This window comes from Escherichia sp. HH26CH (genome assembly GCF_009820205.1).
In the GTDB taxonomy this organism is placed as follows: Bacteria; Pseudomonadota; Gammaproteobacteria; order Enterobacterales; family Enterobacteriaceae; genus Escherichia; species Escherichia coli_F.
On record NZ_VNXM01000038.1, the window covers coordinates 144,264 to 162,589 of the forward strand.

Sequence of the window (18,326 nt, forward strand, 5' to 3'; positions counted from 1 at the left end):
ACAGGAGGAAAGGTGAAAAGAAACGATAAAATCCTCCATTACGGAGGATTAAATTGATAATAAATCGGCTAAATCCCACAACTTACAGCAATTTCTCTATTTTTTTAATTAATCCTAAAATAGTGAACTCACACATTCAGAATAAAATTCTATATTCAATAAAAAATACAGAATAAATCAGTAATCAATATCTGACCTATTCTGCATTCAGTTAGCGTTTGCAAATTGAGACTAATTGCTCTTCCATCCACTGATGGCCTTTGTCGCGCCCGGCAGCTTCATGCCAGGAGAGATAACAGGTTCTGCTATTTTGTTTTAATGGCAGCGGTAATACCTGTAACTCTAAAGATTCAGCGAACTCTTCAGCCAGCCAACGCGGCGCAATAGCGACCAGATGCGTTTGCGACACCACGCTCAGTACACTCATCATTGCCATGCCCTGATACGCGATACTGGCTTGTTTATCTACCGTGTCATACCACGGTTGACTAAATGACGCGAAACGATCGAGCGAAACTGCCGCATGTTGTTCGTTATAAACATCATGTTTCAGTAACGGGCCTTTAATTGTTGGATGATTTTTGCTGGCTACCAGCACCATTTCATCTTTAAATAATGGCACACTGGTAAATTCAGGACGATGGAAGTCTTCATAACTAATCACAAACTCCGTTTCCTGATAACGCAGCTGATGTTCAGTGTTCTGATTTAATGAAGACTTGAACATAACATGTATATTTGGCGCAGTTTGCTCAATGTGATTATAAATCTGCGAGGTCAGAATGCTGTCTAACGGACTGCAAACACAAAGATGAAATACACGTTCACTGCTCGCGGGTTCAAAACCTGAACCTGGCAATTCATTTTGTACTAATTGCAATGCCTGACGAACTGAACCAAAAAGTTGAAATGCGCGAGCAGTCGGTTGAATGCCACGGCCATAACGAACAAAAAGCTCGTCATTAAACATCACCTTCAGGCGTGCAACCGCGTTACTGACCGCAGGTTGCGACATCCCCAGAACATGAGCGGCACGGGTGATGTTTTGCTCCTGCATCACGGCATCGAAAACGGTTAATAAGTTGAGATCGACCATGCGTAGTTGTGGCTTGCTTAACTCCGCCGTCTCTGGTTGATCTGTTTGTACCTCTGGCATACTTAACTCCACTGTCACACTTAACTCCCTTTCCCTTATTGGAATGCAGAGAAATAATCCTCGAGAATATGATTTATCATGCATATAAAATAAGAAAAAGGAAAATGAGAAAAATTAGGAAAACATAAAGATACGGGTTCTTATAAAAACAGAACCCATTGCCGAGTAAAGAGTCATTTACCGCAGCATAATAATCCATAATGTTTTTGTTGCGAAAACAATCTAATCATAGCTACCGCGAATACTCAATCATCCACAAAATGGATTAAATGTGCTTTTTTAATAATTAATTTATATGTTTAATGCATTAATTCTTAACATTAATCGAACAATAATATTCACCAAATGAATATCAAAAAATTAGCAAAACATATAATTCAATACAAATCATCAAGATAGGTTTTGTAACGCGTGCATTTTATCCCCCTTTTCCTCGTTAATTAGATGCAAAAATTTATTCTGAAATATGTCAACCGATGAAAAGCGTCGGTGGTTAAGCAGAAATTAATATCGCTTGTTTTAACCACCGCAGCACAATTAGCTAATTTGACGAATGCAGAACTCACTCTGGCGGAACGTTTTTGTTGCGTCAGGGTTGACATCCGTTTTTGTATCCAGTAACTCTAAAAGCATATCGCATTCATCTGGAGCTGATTTAATGACACACATCGTTCGCTTTATCGGTCTACTACTACTAAACGCATCTTCTTTGCGCGGTAGACGAGTGAGCGGCATTCAGCATTAAGCCAGCACGCAGTCAAACAAAAAACCCGCGCCATTGCGCGGGTTTTTTTATGCCCGAAGCGAGGCGCTCAAAAAGAGACAAGGACCCAAACCATGAGCCAGCAAGTCATTATTTTCGATACCACATTGCGCGACGGTGAACAGGCGTTACAGGCAAGCTTGAGTGTGAAAGAAAAACTGCAAATTGCGCTGGCCCTTGAGCGTATGGGTGTTGACGTGATGGAAGTCGGTTTCCCCGTCTCTTCGCCGGGCGATTTCGAATCGGTGCAGACCATCGCCCGCCAGGTCAAAAACAGCCGCGTATGTGCGTTAGCTCGCTGCGTGGAAAAGGATATCGACGTGGCAGCTGAATCTCTGAAATTTGCCGAAGCCTTCCGTATCCATACCTTTATTGCCACTTCGCCAATGCACATCGCCACCAAGCTGCGCAGCACGCTGGACGAAGTGATCGAACGCGCTATCTATATGGTGAAACGCGCCCGTAATTACACCGATGATGTTGAATTTTCTTGCGAAGATGCCGGACGCACACCCATTGCCGATCTGGCGCGCGTGGTGGAAGCGGCGATTAATGCCGGTGCCACCACCATCAACATTCCGGACACCGTGGGCTACACCATGCCATTTGAGTTCGCCGGAATCATCAGCGGCCTGTATGAACGCGTACCTAACATCGACAAAGCCATTATCTCCGTACATACCCACGACGATTTAGGCCTGGCAGTTGGCAACTCACTGGCGGCGGTACATGCCGGAGCGCGCCAGGTGGAAGGTGCAATGAATGGGATCGGCGAGCGAGCCGGTAACTGTTCGCTGGAAGAAGTGATCATGGCGATCAAAGTTCGTAAGGATATTCTTAACGTTCATACCGCCATTAATCACCAGGAAATATGGCGCACCAGCCAGTTAGTTAGCCAGATTTGTAATATGCCGATCCCGGCAAACAAAGCCATTGTTGGCAGCGGCGCATTCGCACACTCCTCCGGTATCCACCAGGATGGCGTGCTGAAAAACCGCGAAAACTACGAAATCATGACACCAGAATCTATTGGTCTGAACCAAATCCAGCTGAATCTGACCTCTCGTTCCGGTCGTGCGGCAGTAAAACACCGCATGGATGAGATGGGGTATAAAGAAAGTGAATATAATTTAGACAATTTGTACGATGCCTTCCTGAAGCTGGCGGACAAAAAAGGTCAGGTGTTTGATTACGATCTGGAGGCGCTGGCCTTCATCGGTAAGCAGCAAGAAGAGCCGGAGCATTTCCGTCTGGATTACTTCAGCGTGCAGTCTGGTTCTAACGATATTGCCACTGCCGCCGTCAAACTGGCCTGTGGCGAGGAAGTTAAAGCGGAAGCTGCCAACGGTAATGGTCCGGTCGATGCCGTCTATCAGGCGATTAACCGCATCACTGACTATAACGTCGAACTGGTGAAATACAGCCTGACCGCCAAAGGCCACGGTAAAGATGCGCTGGGTCAGGTGGATATCGTCGCTAACTACAACGGTCGCCGCTTCCACGGCGTCGGCCTGGCCACCGATATTGTCGAGTCCTCCGCCAAAGCCATGGTGCACGTACTGAACAATATCTGGCGCGCCGCAGAAGTCGAAAAAGAGTTGCAACGCAAAGCTCAACACAACGAAAACAACAAGGAAACCGTGTGATGTCGAAGAATTACCATATTGCCGTTTTACCCGGAGATGGGATCGGGCCGGAAGTGATGACCCAGGCACTGAAAGTGCTGGATGCCGTGCGTAACCGCTTTGCGATGCGTATCACCACCAGCCATTACGATGTAGGCGGCGCAGCCATTGATAACCACGGGCAGCCGCTGCCGCCTGCGACGGTTGAAGGTTGTGAGCAAGCCGATGCCGTGCTGTTTGGCTCGGTGGGCGGCCCGAAATGGGAACATTTGCCGCCAGACCAGCAACCAGAACGCGGCGCGCTGTTGCCTTTGCGTAAGCACTTCAAATTATTCAGCAACCTGCGTCCGGCAAAACTGTATCAGGGGCTGGAAGCATTCTGTCCGCTGCGTGCTGACATTGCCGCTAACGGCTTCGACATCCTGTGCGTGCGCGAACTGACCGGTGGCATCTATTTCGGTCAACCAAAAGGCCGCGAAGGTAGCGGACAATATGAAAAAGCGTTTGATACCGAGGTGTATCACCGTTTTGAGATCGAGCGCATTGCCCGTATCGCGTTTGAATCTGCCCGCAAGCGTCGTCGCAAAGTCACCTCAATCGACAAAGCCAATGTGCTGCAATCCTCTATTTTATGGCGGGAGATTGTTAACGAGATCGCCACGGAGTATCCGGATGTCGAACTGGCGCATATGTACATCGACAACGCTACCATGCAGCTGATTAAAGATCCGTCGCAGTTTGACGTACTGCTGTGCTCCAACCTGTTTGGCGACATTCTGTCTGATGAATGCGCGATGATCACAGGCTCGATGGGCATGTTGCCTTCCGCCAGCCTGAACGAGCAAGGTTTTGGTCTGTATGAACCGGCGGGCGGCTCGGCACCCGATATCGCAGGCAAAAACATCGCCAACCCGATTGCACAAATTCTGTCGCTGGCGCTGCTGCTGCGTTACAGCCTGGATGCCGATGATGCGGCTTCCGCCATTGAACGCGCCATTAACCGCGCGTTAGAAGAAGGCATTCGCACCGGGGATTTAGCCCGTGGCGCTGCCGCCGTTAGTACCGATGAAATGGGCGATATCATTGCCCGCTATGTGGCAGAAGGGGTGTAATCATGGCTAAGACGTTATACGAAAAATTATTCGACGCTCACGTAGTGTACGAAGCCGAAAACGAAACCCCGCTGTTATATATCGACCGTCATCTGGTACATGAAGTGACCTCACCGCAGGCGTTCGATGGTCTGCGCGCCCACGGTCGCCCGGTACGTCAGCCGGGGAAAACCTTCGCCACCATGGATCACAACGTCTCGACTCAGACTAAAGACATTAATGCCTGCGGTGAGATGGCGCGCATCCAGATGCAGGAGCTGATCAAAAACTGCAAAGAGTTTGGCGTCGAGCTGTATGACCTGAATCACCCGTATCAGGGGATTGTCCACGTAATGGGGCCGGAACAGGGCGTCACCTTACCAGGAATGACCATTGTCTGCGGCGACTCACATACCGCCACCCACGGGGCGTTTGGTGCACTGGCCTTTGGTATCGGTACATCCGAGGTCGAACACGTACTGGCAACGCAGACCCTGAAACAGGGGCGCGCGAAAACCATGAAAATTGAAGTCCAGGGCAAAGCTGCGCCGGGCATTACCGCGAAAGATATTGTGCTGGCGATTATAGGTAAAACCGGCAGCGCTGGCGGTACCGGGCATGTGGTGGAGTTTTGCGGCGAAGCAATCCGTGATTTAAGCATGGAAGGTCGTATGACCCTGTGCAACATGGCAATCGAAATGGGCGCAAAAGCCGGTCTGGTTGCGCCGGACGAAACCACCTTTAACTATGTTAAAGGCCGTCTGCATGCGCCGAAAGGTAAAGATTTCGACGACGCCGTTGCCTACTGGAAAACTCTGCAAACCGACGAAGGCGCAACTTTCGATACCGTTGTCACTCTGCAAGCAGAAGAGATCGCCCCGCAGGTAACATGGGGAACTAACCCCGGTCAGGTGATCTCCGTGAACGACAACATTCCCGATCCGGCTTCGTTTGCCGATCCAGTTGAACGCGCGTCGGCAGAAAAAGCGCTGGCCTATATGGGGCTGAAACCGGGTATTCCGCTGACCGAAGTGGCTATCGACAAAGTGTTTATCGGTTCCTGCACCAACTCGCGCATTGAAGATTTACGCGCAGCGGCAGAAATCGCCAAAGGCCGGAAAGTCGCGCCGGGCGTGCAGGCACTGGTGGTTCCCGGCTCTGGTCCGGTAAAAGCCCAGGCGGAAGCGGAAGGTCTGGACAAAATCTTTATCGAAGCCGGTTTTGAATGGCGCTTGCCAGGCTGCTCAATGTGTCTGGCGATGAACAACGACCGCCTGAATCCGGGCGAGCGTTGTGCCTCCACCAGCAACCGTAACTTTGAAGGCCGCCAGGGGCGCGGCGGGCGCACGCATCTGGTCAGCCCGGCAATGGCTGCCGCTGCTGCTGTGACCGGACATTTCGCCGACATTCGCAACATTAAATAAGGAGCACACCATGGCAGAGAAATTTATCAAACACACAGGCCTGGTGGTTCCGCTGGATGCCGCCAATGTCGATACCGATGCAATCATCCCGAAACAGTTTTTGCAGAAAGTGACGCGCACTGGTTTTGGCGCGCATCTGTTTAACGACTGGCGTTTTCTGGATGAAAAAGGCCAACAGCCAAACCCGGACTTCGTGCTGAACTTCCCGCAGTATCAGGGTGCTTCCATTTTGCTGGCACGAGAAAACTTCGGCTGCGGTTCCTCGCGTGAGCACGCGCCGTGGGCATTGACCGATTACGGTTTTAAGGTGGTGATTGCACCGAGTTTTGCTGACATCTTCTACGGCAACAGCTTTAACAACCAGCTGCTGCCGGTGAAATTAAGCGATGCAGAAGTGGACGAACTGTTTGCGCTGGTGAAAGCCAATCCGGGGATTCATTTTGATGTGGACCTGGAAGCGCAAGAGGTGAAAGCGGGAGAGAAAACTTATCGCTTTACCATCGATGCCTTCCGCCGCCACTGCATGATGAACGGTCTGGACAGCATCGGCCTGACTCTGCAGCACGACGACGCAATTGCGTCTTATGAAGAGAAGCAACCGGCGTTTATGCGTTAGTTTGTACACCGTCCCGCACTCAATCGCCAAAAAAAAAGCCAGCAGATAATCACTGCTGGCGTGGCGATTAACACCAATACTCAGTCACACATGATGTCCGCAAATCAGTAGTCAGAATGACTCCCCTCCCACTGCATCAGTTCTTCAAGCATAGTTAATCGTTGTGGGACGCTTAACCAACGCAACCAGCACAACGTCGCTGTCGCGGTAAAATAGTGCTGATAAAACTGACGCATGGGGCACCTCCTTGCTTCATCGTTAGGAATTATTGACTTAATATAGGGAAAATAAAATTGCTGTCTTTTGCACAGGAGTTCCCCTTTTATGCCATCCGCTCGTCTGCAACAACAGTTCATCCGCCTGTGGCAATGCTGCGAGGGTAAATCGCAGGACACGACGCTCAACGAACTGGCAGCGTTACTGAGCTGCTCCCGTCGTCATATGCGCACCCTGCTCAATACCATGCAGGATCGCGGCTGGCTGACATGGGAAGCGGAGGTCGGGCGCGGTAAACGCTCACGTTTAACATTCCTCTATACCGGGCTGGCGCTTCAGCAACAGCGGGCGGAAGACTTACTGGAGCAGGATCGTATCGATCAGTTGGTGCAACTGGTTGGCGACAAAGCGGCTGTGCGGCAAATGTTGGTTTCTCATTTGGGACGCAGCTTCCGCCAGGGGCGGCACATCCTGCGCGTTCTCTACTATCGTCCGTTGCGCAATCTGCTGCCCGGCAGTGCATTGCGCCGTTCCGAAACCCATATCGCCCGGCAAATCTTCAGTTCGCTAACGCGCATAAATGAGGAAAATGGGGAACTGGAAGCAGACATCGCCCACCACTGGCAGCAAATATCACCGCTTCACTGGCGCTTCTTTTTGCGTCCAGGAGTCCATTTTCATCATGGTCGTGAACTGGAAATGGACGATGTGATCGCCTCTTTAAAACGAATCAATACGCTGCCACTCTATTCACATATTGCTGAAATTGTGTCGCCGACACCCTGGACGTTAGATATCCATCTCACGCAACCAGACCGCTGGTTGCCGTTACTGTTGGGACAAGTTCCGGCGATGATCCTGCCACGAGAATGGGAAACCCTCAGTAACTTTGCCAGCCATCCCATCGGCACCGGTCCGTATGCGGTGATCCGCAACAGCACCAATCAACTGAAAATTCAGGCATTCGATGACTTCTTCGGTTATCGCGCATTAATCGACGAAGTAAATGTCTGGGTTCTGCCAGAAATTGCCGACGAGCCAGCCGGCGGTCTGATGCTAAAAGGGCCGCAGGGCGAGGAAAAAGAGATTGAAAGTCGGCTGGAGGAAGGTTGCTACTATTTACTGTTCGACAGCCGCACCCACCGTGGGGCGAATCAGCAAGTCAGGGACTGGGTAAGTTATGTGCTTTCTCCAACTAATCTGGTCTATTTCGCCGAGGAACAATACCAGCAACTGTGGTTTCCGGCTTATGGACTGCTCCCCCGCTGGCATCATGCCCGCCCGACGCAGTGCGAAAAACCTGCCGGGCTGGAAAGCCTCATCCTGACTTTTTATCAGGATCATATTGAGCATCGAGTGATTGCCGGGATCATGAAGCAGATTCTGGCAAGTTATCAGGTCACACTGAAAATTAAAGAGATCAGCTACGATCAGTGGCACGAAGGAGAGATCGAAAGTGACATCTGGCTTAACAGCGCCAACTTTACGCTGCCGCTGGATTTTTCGCTGTTCGCGCACTTGTGCGAGGTGCCGCTGCTCCAACACTGTATTCCGATCGACTGGCAAGCCGACGCCGCCCGCTGGCGCAATGGCGAAATGAATCTGGCGAACTGGTGCCAGCAACTGGTCGCCAGTAAAGCAATGGTGCCACTTATCCACCACTGGCTGATCATTCAGGGGCAACGCAGTATGCGCGGTCTGCGTATGAACACCCTCGGCTGGTTCGATTTTAAATCCGCGTGGTTTGCGCCGCCGGATCCATGATTGCTGGTTGATAACAAAATCACTACACTAACGCCGTTCTCAACGGGGTGCCACGCTGCCGCGTGCGCTGAGAAAATACCCGTCGAACCTGATCCGGATAACGCCGGCGAAGGGATTTGAGGCTCCTTCTCAAGTCCTTTGCCACTCTTCTTTGAGGTGCAAAGTGTTAAAAAAATATCTTCCCCTGCTGTTGCTCTGTACAGCACCCGCTTTCGCTAAACCCGTTCTGACTGTTTATACCTACGATTCCTTCGCCGCCGACTGGGGGCCAGGTCCGGTGGTGAAAAAAGCCTTTGAAGCCGACTGTAATTGCGAACTGAAACTGGTGGCGCTGGAAGATGGCGTTTCGCTTCTCAACCGTCTGCGGATGGAAGGCAAAAACAGTAAAGCCGATGTGGTGCTGGGGCTGGATAACAATCTGTTAGATGCCGCCAGCAAAACCGGGCTGTTTGCTAAAAGCGGTGTGGCAGCGGATGCCGTTAACGTTCCCGGCGGCTGGAATAATGACACTTTCGTCCCGTTTGATTACGGCTATTTCGCCTTCGTCTATGACAAGAACAAACTGAAAAATCCGCCGCAAAGCCTGAAAGAATTGGTTGAAAGCGATCAAAACTGGCGGGTGATTTATCAGGATCCGCGCACCAGCACGCCGGGGCTGGGTCTGCTGTTGTGGATGCAAAAAGTCTATGGCGATGACGCCCCGCAAGCCTGGCAGAAACTGGCGAAGAAAACGGTCACGGTCACCAAAGGCTGGAGCGAAGCCTACGGCCTGTTTTTAAAAGGCGAAAGCGATCTGGTACTGAGTTACACCACCTCTCCGGCTTATCACATTCTCGAAGAGAAGAAAGATAACTACGCCGCCGCGAACTTCAGCGAAGGTCACTATTTGCAAGTGGAAGTCGCCGCCCGCACCGCTGCCAGCAAACAGCCGGAGCTGGCGCAAAAATTCCTCCAGTTTATGGTTTCTCCGGCTTTTCAGAATGCGATCCCAACCGGCAACTGGATGTATCCGGTGGCAAACGTCACGCTGCCTGCCGGTTTTGAACAACTGACCAAACCGGCAACCACGCTGGAGTTCACGCCAGCCGAGGTGGCGGCACAACGTCAGGCATGGATTAGCGAATGGCAACGCGCCGTCAGCCGTTAATTCCCGGCTGGTTAATTCCAGGCGTAAGCGCCGCTACGCTTGTGGTGGCGGTTGCACTGGCGGCATTTCTCGCCCTGTGGTGGAACGCGCCGCAGGGTGACTGGGTGGCAATCTGGCAGGACAGCTACCTGTGGCATGTGGTGCGCTTTTCCTTCTGGCAGGCGTTTCTCTCGGCGCTGATCTCTGTCGTGCCCGCAATATTCCTTGCCCGCGCCCTCTATCGCAGGCGCTTTCCGGGGCGGCTGGCGCTGTTGCGTCTGTGCGCAATGACCTTGATCCTCCCGGTGCTGGTTGCTGTTTTCGGCATTCTTAGCGTCTATGGTCGCCAGGGCTGGCTGGCATCACTCTGCCAATCGCTCGGTCTGGAGTGGACCTTTTCGCCCTACGGCCTGCAAGGTATTTTGCTGGCGCACGTATTTTTTAATCTGCCGATGGCGAGCCGCTTATTACTCCAGGCACTGGAAAACATTCCCGGCGAACAACGTCAGCTTGCCGCCCAGCTTGGGATGCGCGGCTGGCATTTTTTCCGCTTCGTCGAATGGCCGTGGTTACGGCGTCAAATCCCGCCGGTTGCCGCGCTTATCTTTATGCTCTGTTTCGCCAGCTTCGCCACCGTGCTATCGCTGGGCGGCGGTCCGCAGGCGACCACTATCGAGCTGGCAATCTATCAGGCGTTGAGTTACGACTACGATCCCGCCCGCGCGGCGATGCTGGCGCTGATCCAGATGATATGTTGCCTTGGGCTGGTGCTGTTGAGTCAGCGACTAAGTAAAGCCATTGCGCCCGGCACCACGCTGCTGCAAGGCTGGCACGACCCGGACGACCGTCTGCATAGCCGCATTTGCGACACGGTGTTAATTGTGCTGGCGCTGCTGCTGTTGCTGCCACCGTTACTGGCGGTGATTGTCGATGGGGTAAATCGCCAGTTGCCAGAGGTGCTGGCACAACCGGTGCTGTGGCAGGCGCTGTGGACCTCGTTGCGTATTGCGCTGGCGGCAGGCGTATTGTGCGTGGTGCTGACCATGATGCTGCTATGGAGCAGTCGCGAACTGCGGGCACGGCAAAAAATGCTGGCGGGCCAGGCGCTGGAGATGAGCGGCATGTTGATCCTCGCTATGCCGGGGATTGTGCTGGCAACGGGCTTCTTTTTACTGCTCAACAACACCATCGGCCTGCCACAATCTGCTGACGGCATCGTGATTTTCACCAATGCGTTAATGGCCATCCCTTATGCGCTGAAAGTGCTGGAAAACCCGATGCGCGATATCACCGCGCGTTACAGTATGTTGTGTCAGTCGCTGGGCATTGAAGGCTGGTCACGATTAAAAGTAGTGGAGCTGCGCGCCCTGAAACGCCCACTGGCGCAGGCGCTGGCCTTTGCCTGTGTACTGTCGATTGGTGATTTTGGCGTGGTGGCGTTGTTCGGTAACGATGATTTCCGTACCCTGCCGTTTTATCTCTACCAGCAAATTGGCTCCTATCGTAGCCAGGACGGCGCGGTGACCGCGTTAATTCTGCTGCTGCTCTGTTTTCTGCTGTTTACCGTGATTGAAAAACTACCGGGGCGAAATGTTAAAACTGACTGATATCACCTGGCTTTATCACCATTTGCCGATGCGTTTTAGCTTAACGGTGGAACGCGGCGAGCAGGTGGCGATCCTCGGGCCAAGCGGCGCGGGTAAAAGTACCCTGCTAAATTTGATCGCCGGTTTTCTGACGCCAGCCAGCGGTTCGCTGACTATCGATGGTATTGATCACACCACTACGCCGCCGTCACGCCGTCCGGTATCGATGCTGTTTCAGGAGAACAACCTGTTCAGTCACCTGACGGTCGCGCAGAACATTGGGCTGGGGCTAAATCCAGGCTTGAAACTGAACGCGGCGCAGCAGGAGAAAATGCACGCTATTGCCCGTCAGATGGGGATTGATAATTTAATGGCGCGGTTACCGGGCGAGCTTTCCGGCGGTCAGCGTCAGCGAGTGGCGTTAGCGCGTTGTCTGGTACGCGAACAGCCCATTTTATTGCTCGATGAACCGTTCTCTGCGCTCGATCCGGCGTTACGTCAGGAGATGCTGACGCTGGTGAGCACGAGCTGCCAGCAGCAAAAAATGACGCTATTGATGGTGTCGCACAGTGTGGAAGATGCGGCGCGGATCGCCACACGCTCGGTGGTGGTCGCCGACGGGCGCATCGCCTGGCAGGGTAAGACTGAAGAATTGTTGAGCGGTAAGGCGAGTGCTTCGGCAATATTGGGGATTACGGGTTAGTATGCACTGTCGGATGCGGCGTGAACGCCTTATCCGACCTACGGACAGTGCGTTTTGTAGGCCTGATAAGACGCGGCAAGCGTCGCATCAGGCAACCCGCACAGACTATCCCCTAAACCCCAACCACTTTCCGCAAAATATCGATATATACCGGCATCAACGGGTGGCGAATTAACACTACCAGCGCCACTACACCGACGGCAGAAATCAACGGTGTCAACCACAACAAATGACCGCGCGACAAATAATGACTTAAACGATCAGTTACCTTGCCGCTGCGCCATAACCGCCAACACAGCCAGCCGCCAACCCACAAAAACACCGCTGTTGCCAGCAGCAACCACTTAAATTCACCGCTCTGCATCCCGGCAGGAATATCAATCGCCGCGCCCGCCAGAATCCCCGGCAGGAAGTAAAACGGAGGCCATAACAGGCAGCCGATAATATTTGGCGTAATAAATTTCGCCACCGGGAGATCCAACATTCCCGCCACCATTGGCACCAGCGGACGCGTCGGGCCGACAAAACGACCGACCAAAATAGTAAACATGCTGTGTTGATGCAACGCATGTTCAGTTTTATCGAGTAATGCTTTGTTCTTCTTCAGAAATGACCAGCGATGCAACGGCTTTTTAAAACGCCAGCCCAGCCAGAAGGAGATCCAGTCGCCCATCAGGCAACCGACAATCCCTGCCAGCCAGGCGTGCCAGAAACTTAACTCGCCGCTGCCAATCAGCGCTCCCAGTCCTGCCATCAGCACCGTACCGGGCAGAATCAAACCGACCAGCGCCAGCGACTCCAGAAAGGCCACCAATACTACCGCCATCAATGAATACACGGTGGATTGGGTAATAAAGTGTTCCAGCAATGCTTGCATAATGTGCCTGTCAAATGGACGAAGCAGGGATTCTGCAAACCCTATGCTACTCCGTCAAGCCGTCAATTATCTGATTCGTTACCAATTATGACAACTTGACGGCTACATCATTCACTTTTTCTTCACAACCGGCACGGAACTCACTGGGGCTGGCCCCGGTGCATTTTTTAAATACCCGCGAGAAATAGAGTTGATCGTCAAAGCCAACATTGCGACCGACAGTGGCGATAGGCATCCGTGTGGTGCTCAAAAGCAGCTTCGCCTGGCTGATGCGTTGGTCCTCGCGCCAGCTTAAGACGCTAATTCCTAACTGCTGGCGGAACAGATGCGACAGACGCGACGGCGACAGGCAGACATGCTGCGCGACGCTGGCAATATCAAAATTGCTGTCTGCCAGGTGATCGCTGATGTACTGACAAGCCTCGCGTACCCGATTATCCATCGGTGGATGGAGCGACTCGTTAATTGCTTCCATGCGCCGCAGTAACAATTGCTCAAGCAGATTTATCGCCAACAGCTCCGAATAGCGCCCTTCCCCTTGCCCGGCGTTAATGATTTGCCCAAACAGGTCGCTGAAATGCGGCTGGTGCGCTTCCTCCGGGCGAAAGAAACCCGTATTGGCAAATATTGACGGCCAGTTAAGCCATTCATGCCAGTAGGCGCGCGGACGAAAGTAAACCCACTGGTGATACCATTCGCGAGCCTCCGGATGACGACCGTAGTGATGAATCTCTCCTGGCGGGAACAGCAAAATATCACCCGGTCGGCAGACAAATTCTCGTCCCTGATTTTTCACCACCCCCTGGCCGCGTATGGTGAGATTGAGAATATAACCCTTCATTCCCAGTGGTCGGTCAATAAAAAAATCGAGATATCCGTTGGCCTCAATCGGCGTTAAACCCGCCACCAGATGGGCGTTAAACGAGTATCCCGGCAGCAGGGGATCATTTTGCGCTTCAGCCATACTTTTCATACTCCCGCCATTCAGAGAAGAAACCAATTGTCCATATTGCATTAGACATTGCCGTCACTGCGTCTTTTACTGGCTCTTCTCGCTAATCCAACCGGTAACCCCGCTTATTAAAAGCATTCTGTAACAAAGCGGGACCAAAGCCATGACAAAAACGCGTAACAAAAGTGTCTATAATCACGGCAGAAAAGTCCACATTGATTATTTGCACGGCGTCACACTTTGCTATGCCATAGCATTTTTATCCATAAGATTAGCGGATCCTACCTGACGCTTTTTTTCGCAACTCTCTACTGTTTCTCCATACCCGTTTTTTTGGATGGAGTGAAACGATGGCGATTGCAATTGGCCTCGATTTTGGCAGTGATTCTGTGCGAGCTTTGGCGGTGGACTGCGCCACCGGTAAAGAGATCGCCACCAGCGTAGAGTGGTATCCCCGTTGGCAGAAAGGGCAATTTTGTGATGCCCCAAATAACCAGTTCCGTCATCATCCGCGTGACTACATTGAGTCAATGGAAGCGGCGCTGAAAACCGTGCTTGCAGCGCTTAGTGCCGAACAGCGCGCAACCGTGGTCGGGATTGGCGTTGACACAACCGGCTCGACGCCCGCACCGATTGACGCCGACGGTAACGTCTTGGCGCTGCGCCCGGAGTTTGCCGAAAACCCGAACGCGATGTTCGTATTGTGGAAAGACCACACCGCGGTTGAAGAAGCGGAAGCGATCACCCGTTTGTGTCACGCGCCGGGCAAAGTTGACTACTCCCGCTATATTGGCGGTATTTATTCCAGCGAATGGTTCTGGGCAAAAATCCTGCATGTGACTCGCCAGGACAGCGCCGTAGCGCAATCTGCCGCATCGTGGATTGAACTTTGCGACTGGGTGCCCGCCCTGCTCAGTGGCACCACGCGCCCGCAGGATATTCGCCGCGGACGTTGCAGCGCCGGACATAAATCTCTGTGGCACGAAAGCTGGGGCGGCCTGCCGCCAGCCAGTTTCTTTGACGAACTGGACCCGATCCTCAATCGCCATTTGCCTTCCCCGCTGTTCACTGACACCTGGACTGCCGATATTCCGGTGGGCACGTTATGCCCGGAATGGGCACAGCGTCTCGGCCTGCCTGAAAGCGTGGTGATTTCCGGCGGCGCGTTTGACTGCCATATGGGCGCAGTTGGCGCAGGCGCACAGCCTAACGCTCTGGTAAAAGTTATCGGTACTTCCACCTGCGACATTCTGATTGCCGACAAACAGAGCGTTGGCGAGCGGGCAGTTAAAGGCATTTGCGGTCAGGTTGATGGCAGCGTGGTGCCTGGATTTATCGGTCTGGAAGCAGGTCAGTCGGCGTTTGGTGATATCTACGCCTGGTTCGGTCGCGTACTCGGCTGGCCGCTGGAACAGCTTGCCGCCCAGCATCCGGAACTGAAAGAGCAAATCAACGCCAGCCAGAAACAACTGCTTCCGGCGCTGACCGAAGCATGGGCCAAAAATCCGTCTCTGGATCACCTGCCGGTGGTGCTCGACTGGTTTAACGGCCGCCGCACGCCAAACGCTAACCAACGCCTGAAAGGGGTGATTACCGATCTGAACCTCGCTACCGACGCTCCGCTGCTGTTCGGCGGTTTGATTGCTGCCACCGCCTTTGGCGCACGCGCAATCATGGAGTGCTTTACCGATCAGGGGATCGCCGTTAATAACGTGATGGCGCTGGGCGGCATCGCGCGGAAAAACCAGGTCATTATGCAGGCCTGCTGCGACGTGCTGAATCGCCCGCTGCAAATTGTTGCCTCTGACCAGTGCTGTGCGCTCGGTGCGGCGATTTTCGCTGCCGTCGCCGCGAAAGTGCACGCAGACATCCCATCAGCCCAGCAAAAAATGGCCAGTGCGGTAGAGAAAACCCTGCAACCGCGCAGCGAACAGGCACAACGCTTTGAACAGCTTTATCGCCGCTATCAGCAATGGGCGATGAGCGCCGAACAACACTATCTTCCAACTTCCGCCCCGGCACAGGCTGCCCAGGCCGTTCCGACTCTATAAGGACACGACAATGACGATTTTTGATAATTATGAAGTGTGGTTTGTAATTGGCAGCCAGCATCTGTATGGCCCGGAAACCCTGCGTCAGGTCACCCAACATGCCGAGCACGTCGTTAATGCGCTGAATACGGAAGCGAAACTGCCCTGCAAACTGGTGCTGAAACCGCTGGGCACCACGCCGGATGAAATCACCGCTATTTGCCGTGACGCGAATTACGACGATCGTTGCGCTGGTCTGGTGGTGTGGCTGCACACCTTCTCTCCAGCCAAAATGTGGATTAACGGCCTGACCATGCTCAATAAGCCGTTGCTGCAATTCCACACCCAGTTCAACGCGGCGCTGCCGTGGGACAGTATCGACATGGACTTTATGAACCTGAACCAGACTGCACATGGCGGTCGCGAGTTTGGCTTCATTGGCGCACGTATGCGTCAGCAACATGCCGTCGTTACCGGTCACTGGCAGGATAAACAGGCACATGAGCGTATCGGCTCATGGATGCGTCAGGCGGTCTCTAAACAGGATACCCGTCATCTGAAAGTTTGCCGCTTTGGCGATAACATGCGTGAAGTAGCGGTCACCGATGGCGATAAAGTTGCCGCACAAATCAAATTCGGTTTCTCCGTCAATACCTGGGCAGTTGGCGATCTGGTGCAGGTGGTGAACTCCATCAGCGATGGCGATGTTAACGCGCTGGTCGATGAGTACGAAAGCTGCTACACCATGACGCCTGCGACACAAATCCACGGCGAAAAACGGCAGAACGTGCTGGAAGCTGCGCGTATTGAGCTGGGGATGAAGCGTTTCCTGGAACAAGGTGGCTTCCATGCGTTCACCACCACCTTTGAAGATTTGCACGGTCTGAAGCAGCTTCCAGGCCTGGCCGTGCAGCGTCTGATGCAGCAGGGCTACGGCTTTGCGGGCGAAGGCGACTGGAAAACTGCCGCCCTGCTTCGCATCATGAAGGTGATGTCAACCGGTCTGCAGGGCGGCACCTCTTTTATGGAGGACTATACCTACCACTTCGAGAAAGGTAATGACCTGGTGCTCGGCTCCCACATGCTGGAAGTCTGCCCGTCGATCGCCGCAGAAGAGAAACCGATCCTCGACGTTCAGCACCTCGGTATTGGTGGTAAAGACGACCCGGCCCGCCTAATCTTCAACACCCAAACCGGTCCGGCCATTGTCGCCAGCCTGATTGATCTCGGCGATCGTTACCGTCTGCTGGTTAACTGCATCGACACGGTGAAAACTCCGCACTCCTTGCCGAAACTGCCAGTGGCGAATGCGCTGTGGAAAGCGCAACCGGATCTGCCAACCGCTTCCGAAGCGTGGATCCTTGCCGGTGGCGCGCACCACACCGTCTTCAGCCATGCGTTGAACCTCAACGATATGCGCCAGTTTGCCGAGATGCACGACATTGAAATCACGGTGATTGATAACGACACCCGCCTGCCAGCGTTTAAAGATGCACTGCGCTGGAACGAAGTGTATTACGGATTTCGTCGCTAAGTAGCCGCATCAGGTATGTAACGCCTGATGCGACGCTGACGCGTCTTATCTGGCCTACACGTTCCGATTTTGTAGGCCGGATAAGCAAAGCGCATCCGGCACGAAGGAGTCAACATGTTAGAAGATCTCAAACGTCAGGTTTTAGAAGCCAACCTGGCGCTGCCAAAACACAACCTGGTCACGCTGACCTGGGGCAACGTCAGCGCCGTTGATCGCGAGCGCGGCGTCTTTGTAATCAAACCTTCCGGCGTCGATTACAGCATCATGACCGCTGACGATATGGTCGTGGTCAGCATCGAAACCGGTGAAGTGGTTGAAGGTACGAAAAAGCCCTCCTCCGACACGCCAACTCACCGGCTGCTCTATCAGGCATTCCCGTCCATTGGCGGCATTGTGCATACGCACTCCCGCCATGCCACCATCTGGGCGCAGGCGGGCCAGTCAATCCCGGCAACCGGCACCACCCACGCCGACTATTTCTACGGCACCATTCCCTGCACTCGCAAAATGACCGACGCAGAAATCAACGGCGAATATGAGTGGGAAACCGGTAACGTCATCGTTGAAACTTTCGAAAAACAGGGTATCGACGCAGCGCAAATGCCTGGCGTTCTGGTCCATTCTCACGGCCCGTTTGCATGGGGTAAAAACGCTGAAGACGCAGTGCATAACGCCATCGTGCTGGAAGAAGTCGCTTATATGGGGATTTTCTGCCGCCAGCTTGCTCCGCAGTTACCGGATATGCAGCAAACATTGCTGGATAAACACTATCTGCGTAAGCATGGTGCGAAGGCATATTACGGGCAGTAATGACTGTATAAAACCACAGCCAATCAAACGAAACCAGGCTATAATCAAGCCTG

Annotated in this window: 17 protein-coding genes and 1 riboswitch; of the genes, 13 read left to right on the forward strand and 4 right to left on the reverse strand. The window is 53.0% G+C overall.

Annotation, left to right across the window (positions count from 1 at the left end):
* Positions 1 to 12 precede the first annotated feature (12 nt).
* Positions 13 to 57: a hypothetical protein gene (locus tag FQ015_RS24615; RefSeq protein ID WP_175565144.1), complete on the forward strand. Its 45-nt coding sequence runs from the start codon at positions 13 to 15 to the stop codon at positions 55 to 57.
* Positions 58 to 211: 154 nt separating this feature from the next.
* On the opposite strand, the gene leuO is transcribed toward FQ015_RS24615, so the two are convergent.
* Positions 212 to 1,156, reverse strand: coding sequence for a transcriptional regulator LeuO (gene leuO, locus FQ015_RS12635; protein ID WP_001361829.1), 945 nt, complete (start codon positions 1,154 to 1,156; stop codon positions 212 to 214).
* Positions 1,157 to 1,814: 658 nt separating this feature from the next.
* Here leuO and leuL point away from each other — a divergent pair.
* The 5 genes from leuL to leuD all read left to right on the forward strand — a co-directional run bounded on the left by leuL (position 1,815) and on the right by leuD (position 6,675).
* On the forward strand, positions 1,815 to 1,901 hold the full coding sequence (gene leuL / locus FQ015_RS12640; RefSeq protein WP_001300467.1) for a leu operon leader peptide: 87 nt from the start codon (positions 1,815 to 1,817) through the stop codon (positions 1,899 to 1,901).
* A gap of 92 nt (positions 1,902 to 1,993) precedes the next feature.
* Entirely contained in the window at positions 1,994 to 3,565 is a 1,572-nt protein-coding gene (gene leuA / locus FQ015_RS12645; protein ID WP_160524114.1) for a 2-isopropylmalate synthase, read from the forward strand.
* Positions 3,565 to 4,656, forward strand: a complete 1,092-nt coding sequence (leuB, locus tag FQ015_RS12650) for a 3-isopropylmalate dehydrogenase (protein WP_000042368.1) — start codon at positions 3,565 to 3,567, stop codon at positions 4,654 to 4,656. The genes leuA and leuB overlap by 1 nt, the downstream gene beginning before the upstream one ends.
* 2 nt (positions 4,657 to 4,658) lie before the next feature.
* Positions 4,659 to 6,059 carry a 3-isopropylmalate dehydratase large subunit gene (leuC, locus tag FQ015_RS12655; protein ID WP_001140645.1) on the forward strand — a complete coding sequence of 467 codons (1,401 nt, stop codon included), beginning with the start codon at positions 4,659 to 4,661 and terminating at the stop codon, positions 6,057 to 6,059.
* A 10-nt stretch (positions 6,060 to 6,069) separates the two neighbouring features.
* Positions 6,070 to 6,675 (forward strand): 3-isopropylmalate dehydratase small subunit, encoded by a 606-nt coding sequence (gene leuD, locus FQ015_RS12660; RefSeq protein ID WP_000818231.1) that lies wholly within the window; start codon positions 6,070 to 6,072, stop codon positions 6,673 to 6,675.
* Between the two features lie 104 nt (positions 6,676 to 6,779).
* Here leuD and sgrT read toward each other — a convergent pair whose 3' ends face one another.
* Entirely contained in the window at positions 6,780 to 6,911 is a 132-nt protein-coding gene (gene sgrT / locus FQ015_RS12665) for a glucose uptake inhibitor SgrT (RefSeq protein ID WP_001248772.1), read from the reverse strand.
* A gap of 88 nt (positions 6,912 to 6,999) precedes the next feature.
* On the opposite strand from sgrT, the gene sgrR reads away from it, so the two are divergent.
* The 4 genes from sgrR (at position 7,000) to thiQ (ending at position 12,070) form a co-directional block, all read left to right on the forward strand.
* Positions 7,000 to 8,655, forward strand: coding sequence for a DNA-binding transcriptional regulator SgrR (gene sgrR, locus FQ015_RS12670; RefSeq protein WP_160524115.1), 1,656 nt, complete (start codon positions 7,000 to 7,002; stop codon positions 8,653 to 8,655).
* A gap of 33 nt (positions 8,656 to 8,688) precedes the next feature.
* Positions 8,689 to 8,788: riboswitch (TPP riboswitch) on the forward strand.
* Positions 8,789 to 8,818: 30 nt separating this feature from the next.
* Positions 8,819 to 9,802 carry a thiamine ABC transporter substrate binding subunit gene (gene thiB / locus FQ015_RS12675; RefSeq protein ID WP_160524116.1) on the forward strand — a complete coding sequence of 328 codons (984 nt, stop codon included), beginning with the start codon at positions 8,819 to 8,821 and terminating at the stop codon, positions 9,800 to 9,802.
* Complete coding sequence (gene thiP, locus FQ015_RS12680; protein WP_160524117.1) at positions 9,778 to 11,388, forward strand: thiamine/thiamine pyrophosphate ABC transporter permease ThiP; 1,611 nt, start codon at positions 9,778 to 9,780, stop codon at positions 11,386 to 11,388. The genes thiB and thiP overlap by 25 nt, the downstream gene beginning before the upstream one ends.
* Positions 11,372 to 12,070 (forward strand): thiamine ABC transporter ATP-binding protein ThiQ, encoded by a 699-nt coding sequence (gene thiQ / locus FQ015_RS12685; protein WP_000916276.1) that lies wholly within the window; start codon positions 11,372 to 11,374, stop codon positions 12,068 to 12,070. Before thiP ends, thiQ begins: the two co-directional genes overlap by 17 nt.
* Before the next feature lie 112 nt (positions 12,071 to 12,182).
* Here the strand turns inward: thiQ and FQ015_RS12690 are convergent, their stop codons facing one another.
* Both FQ015_RS12690 and araC read right to left on the reverse strand, forming a co-directional pair.
* Positions 12,183 to 12,947, reverse strand: a complete 765-nt coding sequence (locus FQ015_RS12690) for a DedA family protein (RefSeq protein WP_160524118.1) — start codon at positions 12,945 to 12,947, stop codon at positions 12,183 to 12,185.
* 85 nt (positions 12,948 to 13,032) lie between these two features.
* A complete protein-coding gene (araC, locus tag FQ015_RS12695; protein WP_115738992.1) occupies positions 13,033 to 13,911 on the reverse strand; it encodes an arabinose operon transcriptional regulator AraC in 879 nt (292 codons plus the stop codon).
* 338 nt (positions 13,912 to 14,249) lie between these two features.
* On the opposite strand from araC, the gene araB reads away from it, so the two are divergent.
* The 3 genes from araB to araD all read left to right on the forward strand — a co-directional run bounded on the left by araB (position 14,250) and on the right by araD (position 18,273).
* The gene (gene araB, locus FQ015_RS12700; RefSeq protein ID WP_160524119.1) at positions 14,250 to 15,950 is read left to right on the forward strand and encodes a ribulokinase; all 1,701 of its coding nucleotides are present in this window, start codon (positions 14,250 to 14,252) and stop codon (positions 15,948 to 15,950) included.
* 10 nt (positions 15,951 to 15,960) lie between these two features.
* Positions 15,961 to 17,463 (forward strand): L-arabinose isomerase, encoded by a 1,503-nt coding sequence (araA, locus tag FQ015_RS12705; protein WP_000151726.1) that lies wholly within the window; start codon positions 15,961 to 15,963, stop codon positions 17,461 to 17,463.
* A gap of 114 nt (positions 17,464 to 17,577) precedes the next feature.
* On the forward strand, positions 17,578 to 18,273 hold the full coding sequence (gene araD, locus FQ015_RS12710; protein WP_000888658.1) for an L-ribulose-5-phosphate 4-epimerase: 696 nt from the start codon (positions 17,578 to 17,580) through the stop codon (positions 18,271 to 18,273).
* Positions 18,274 to 18,326 lie beyond the last annotated feature (53 nt).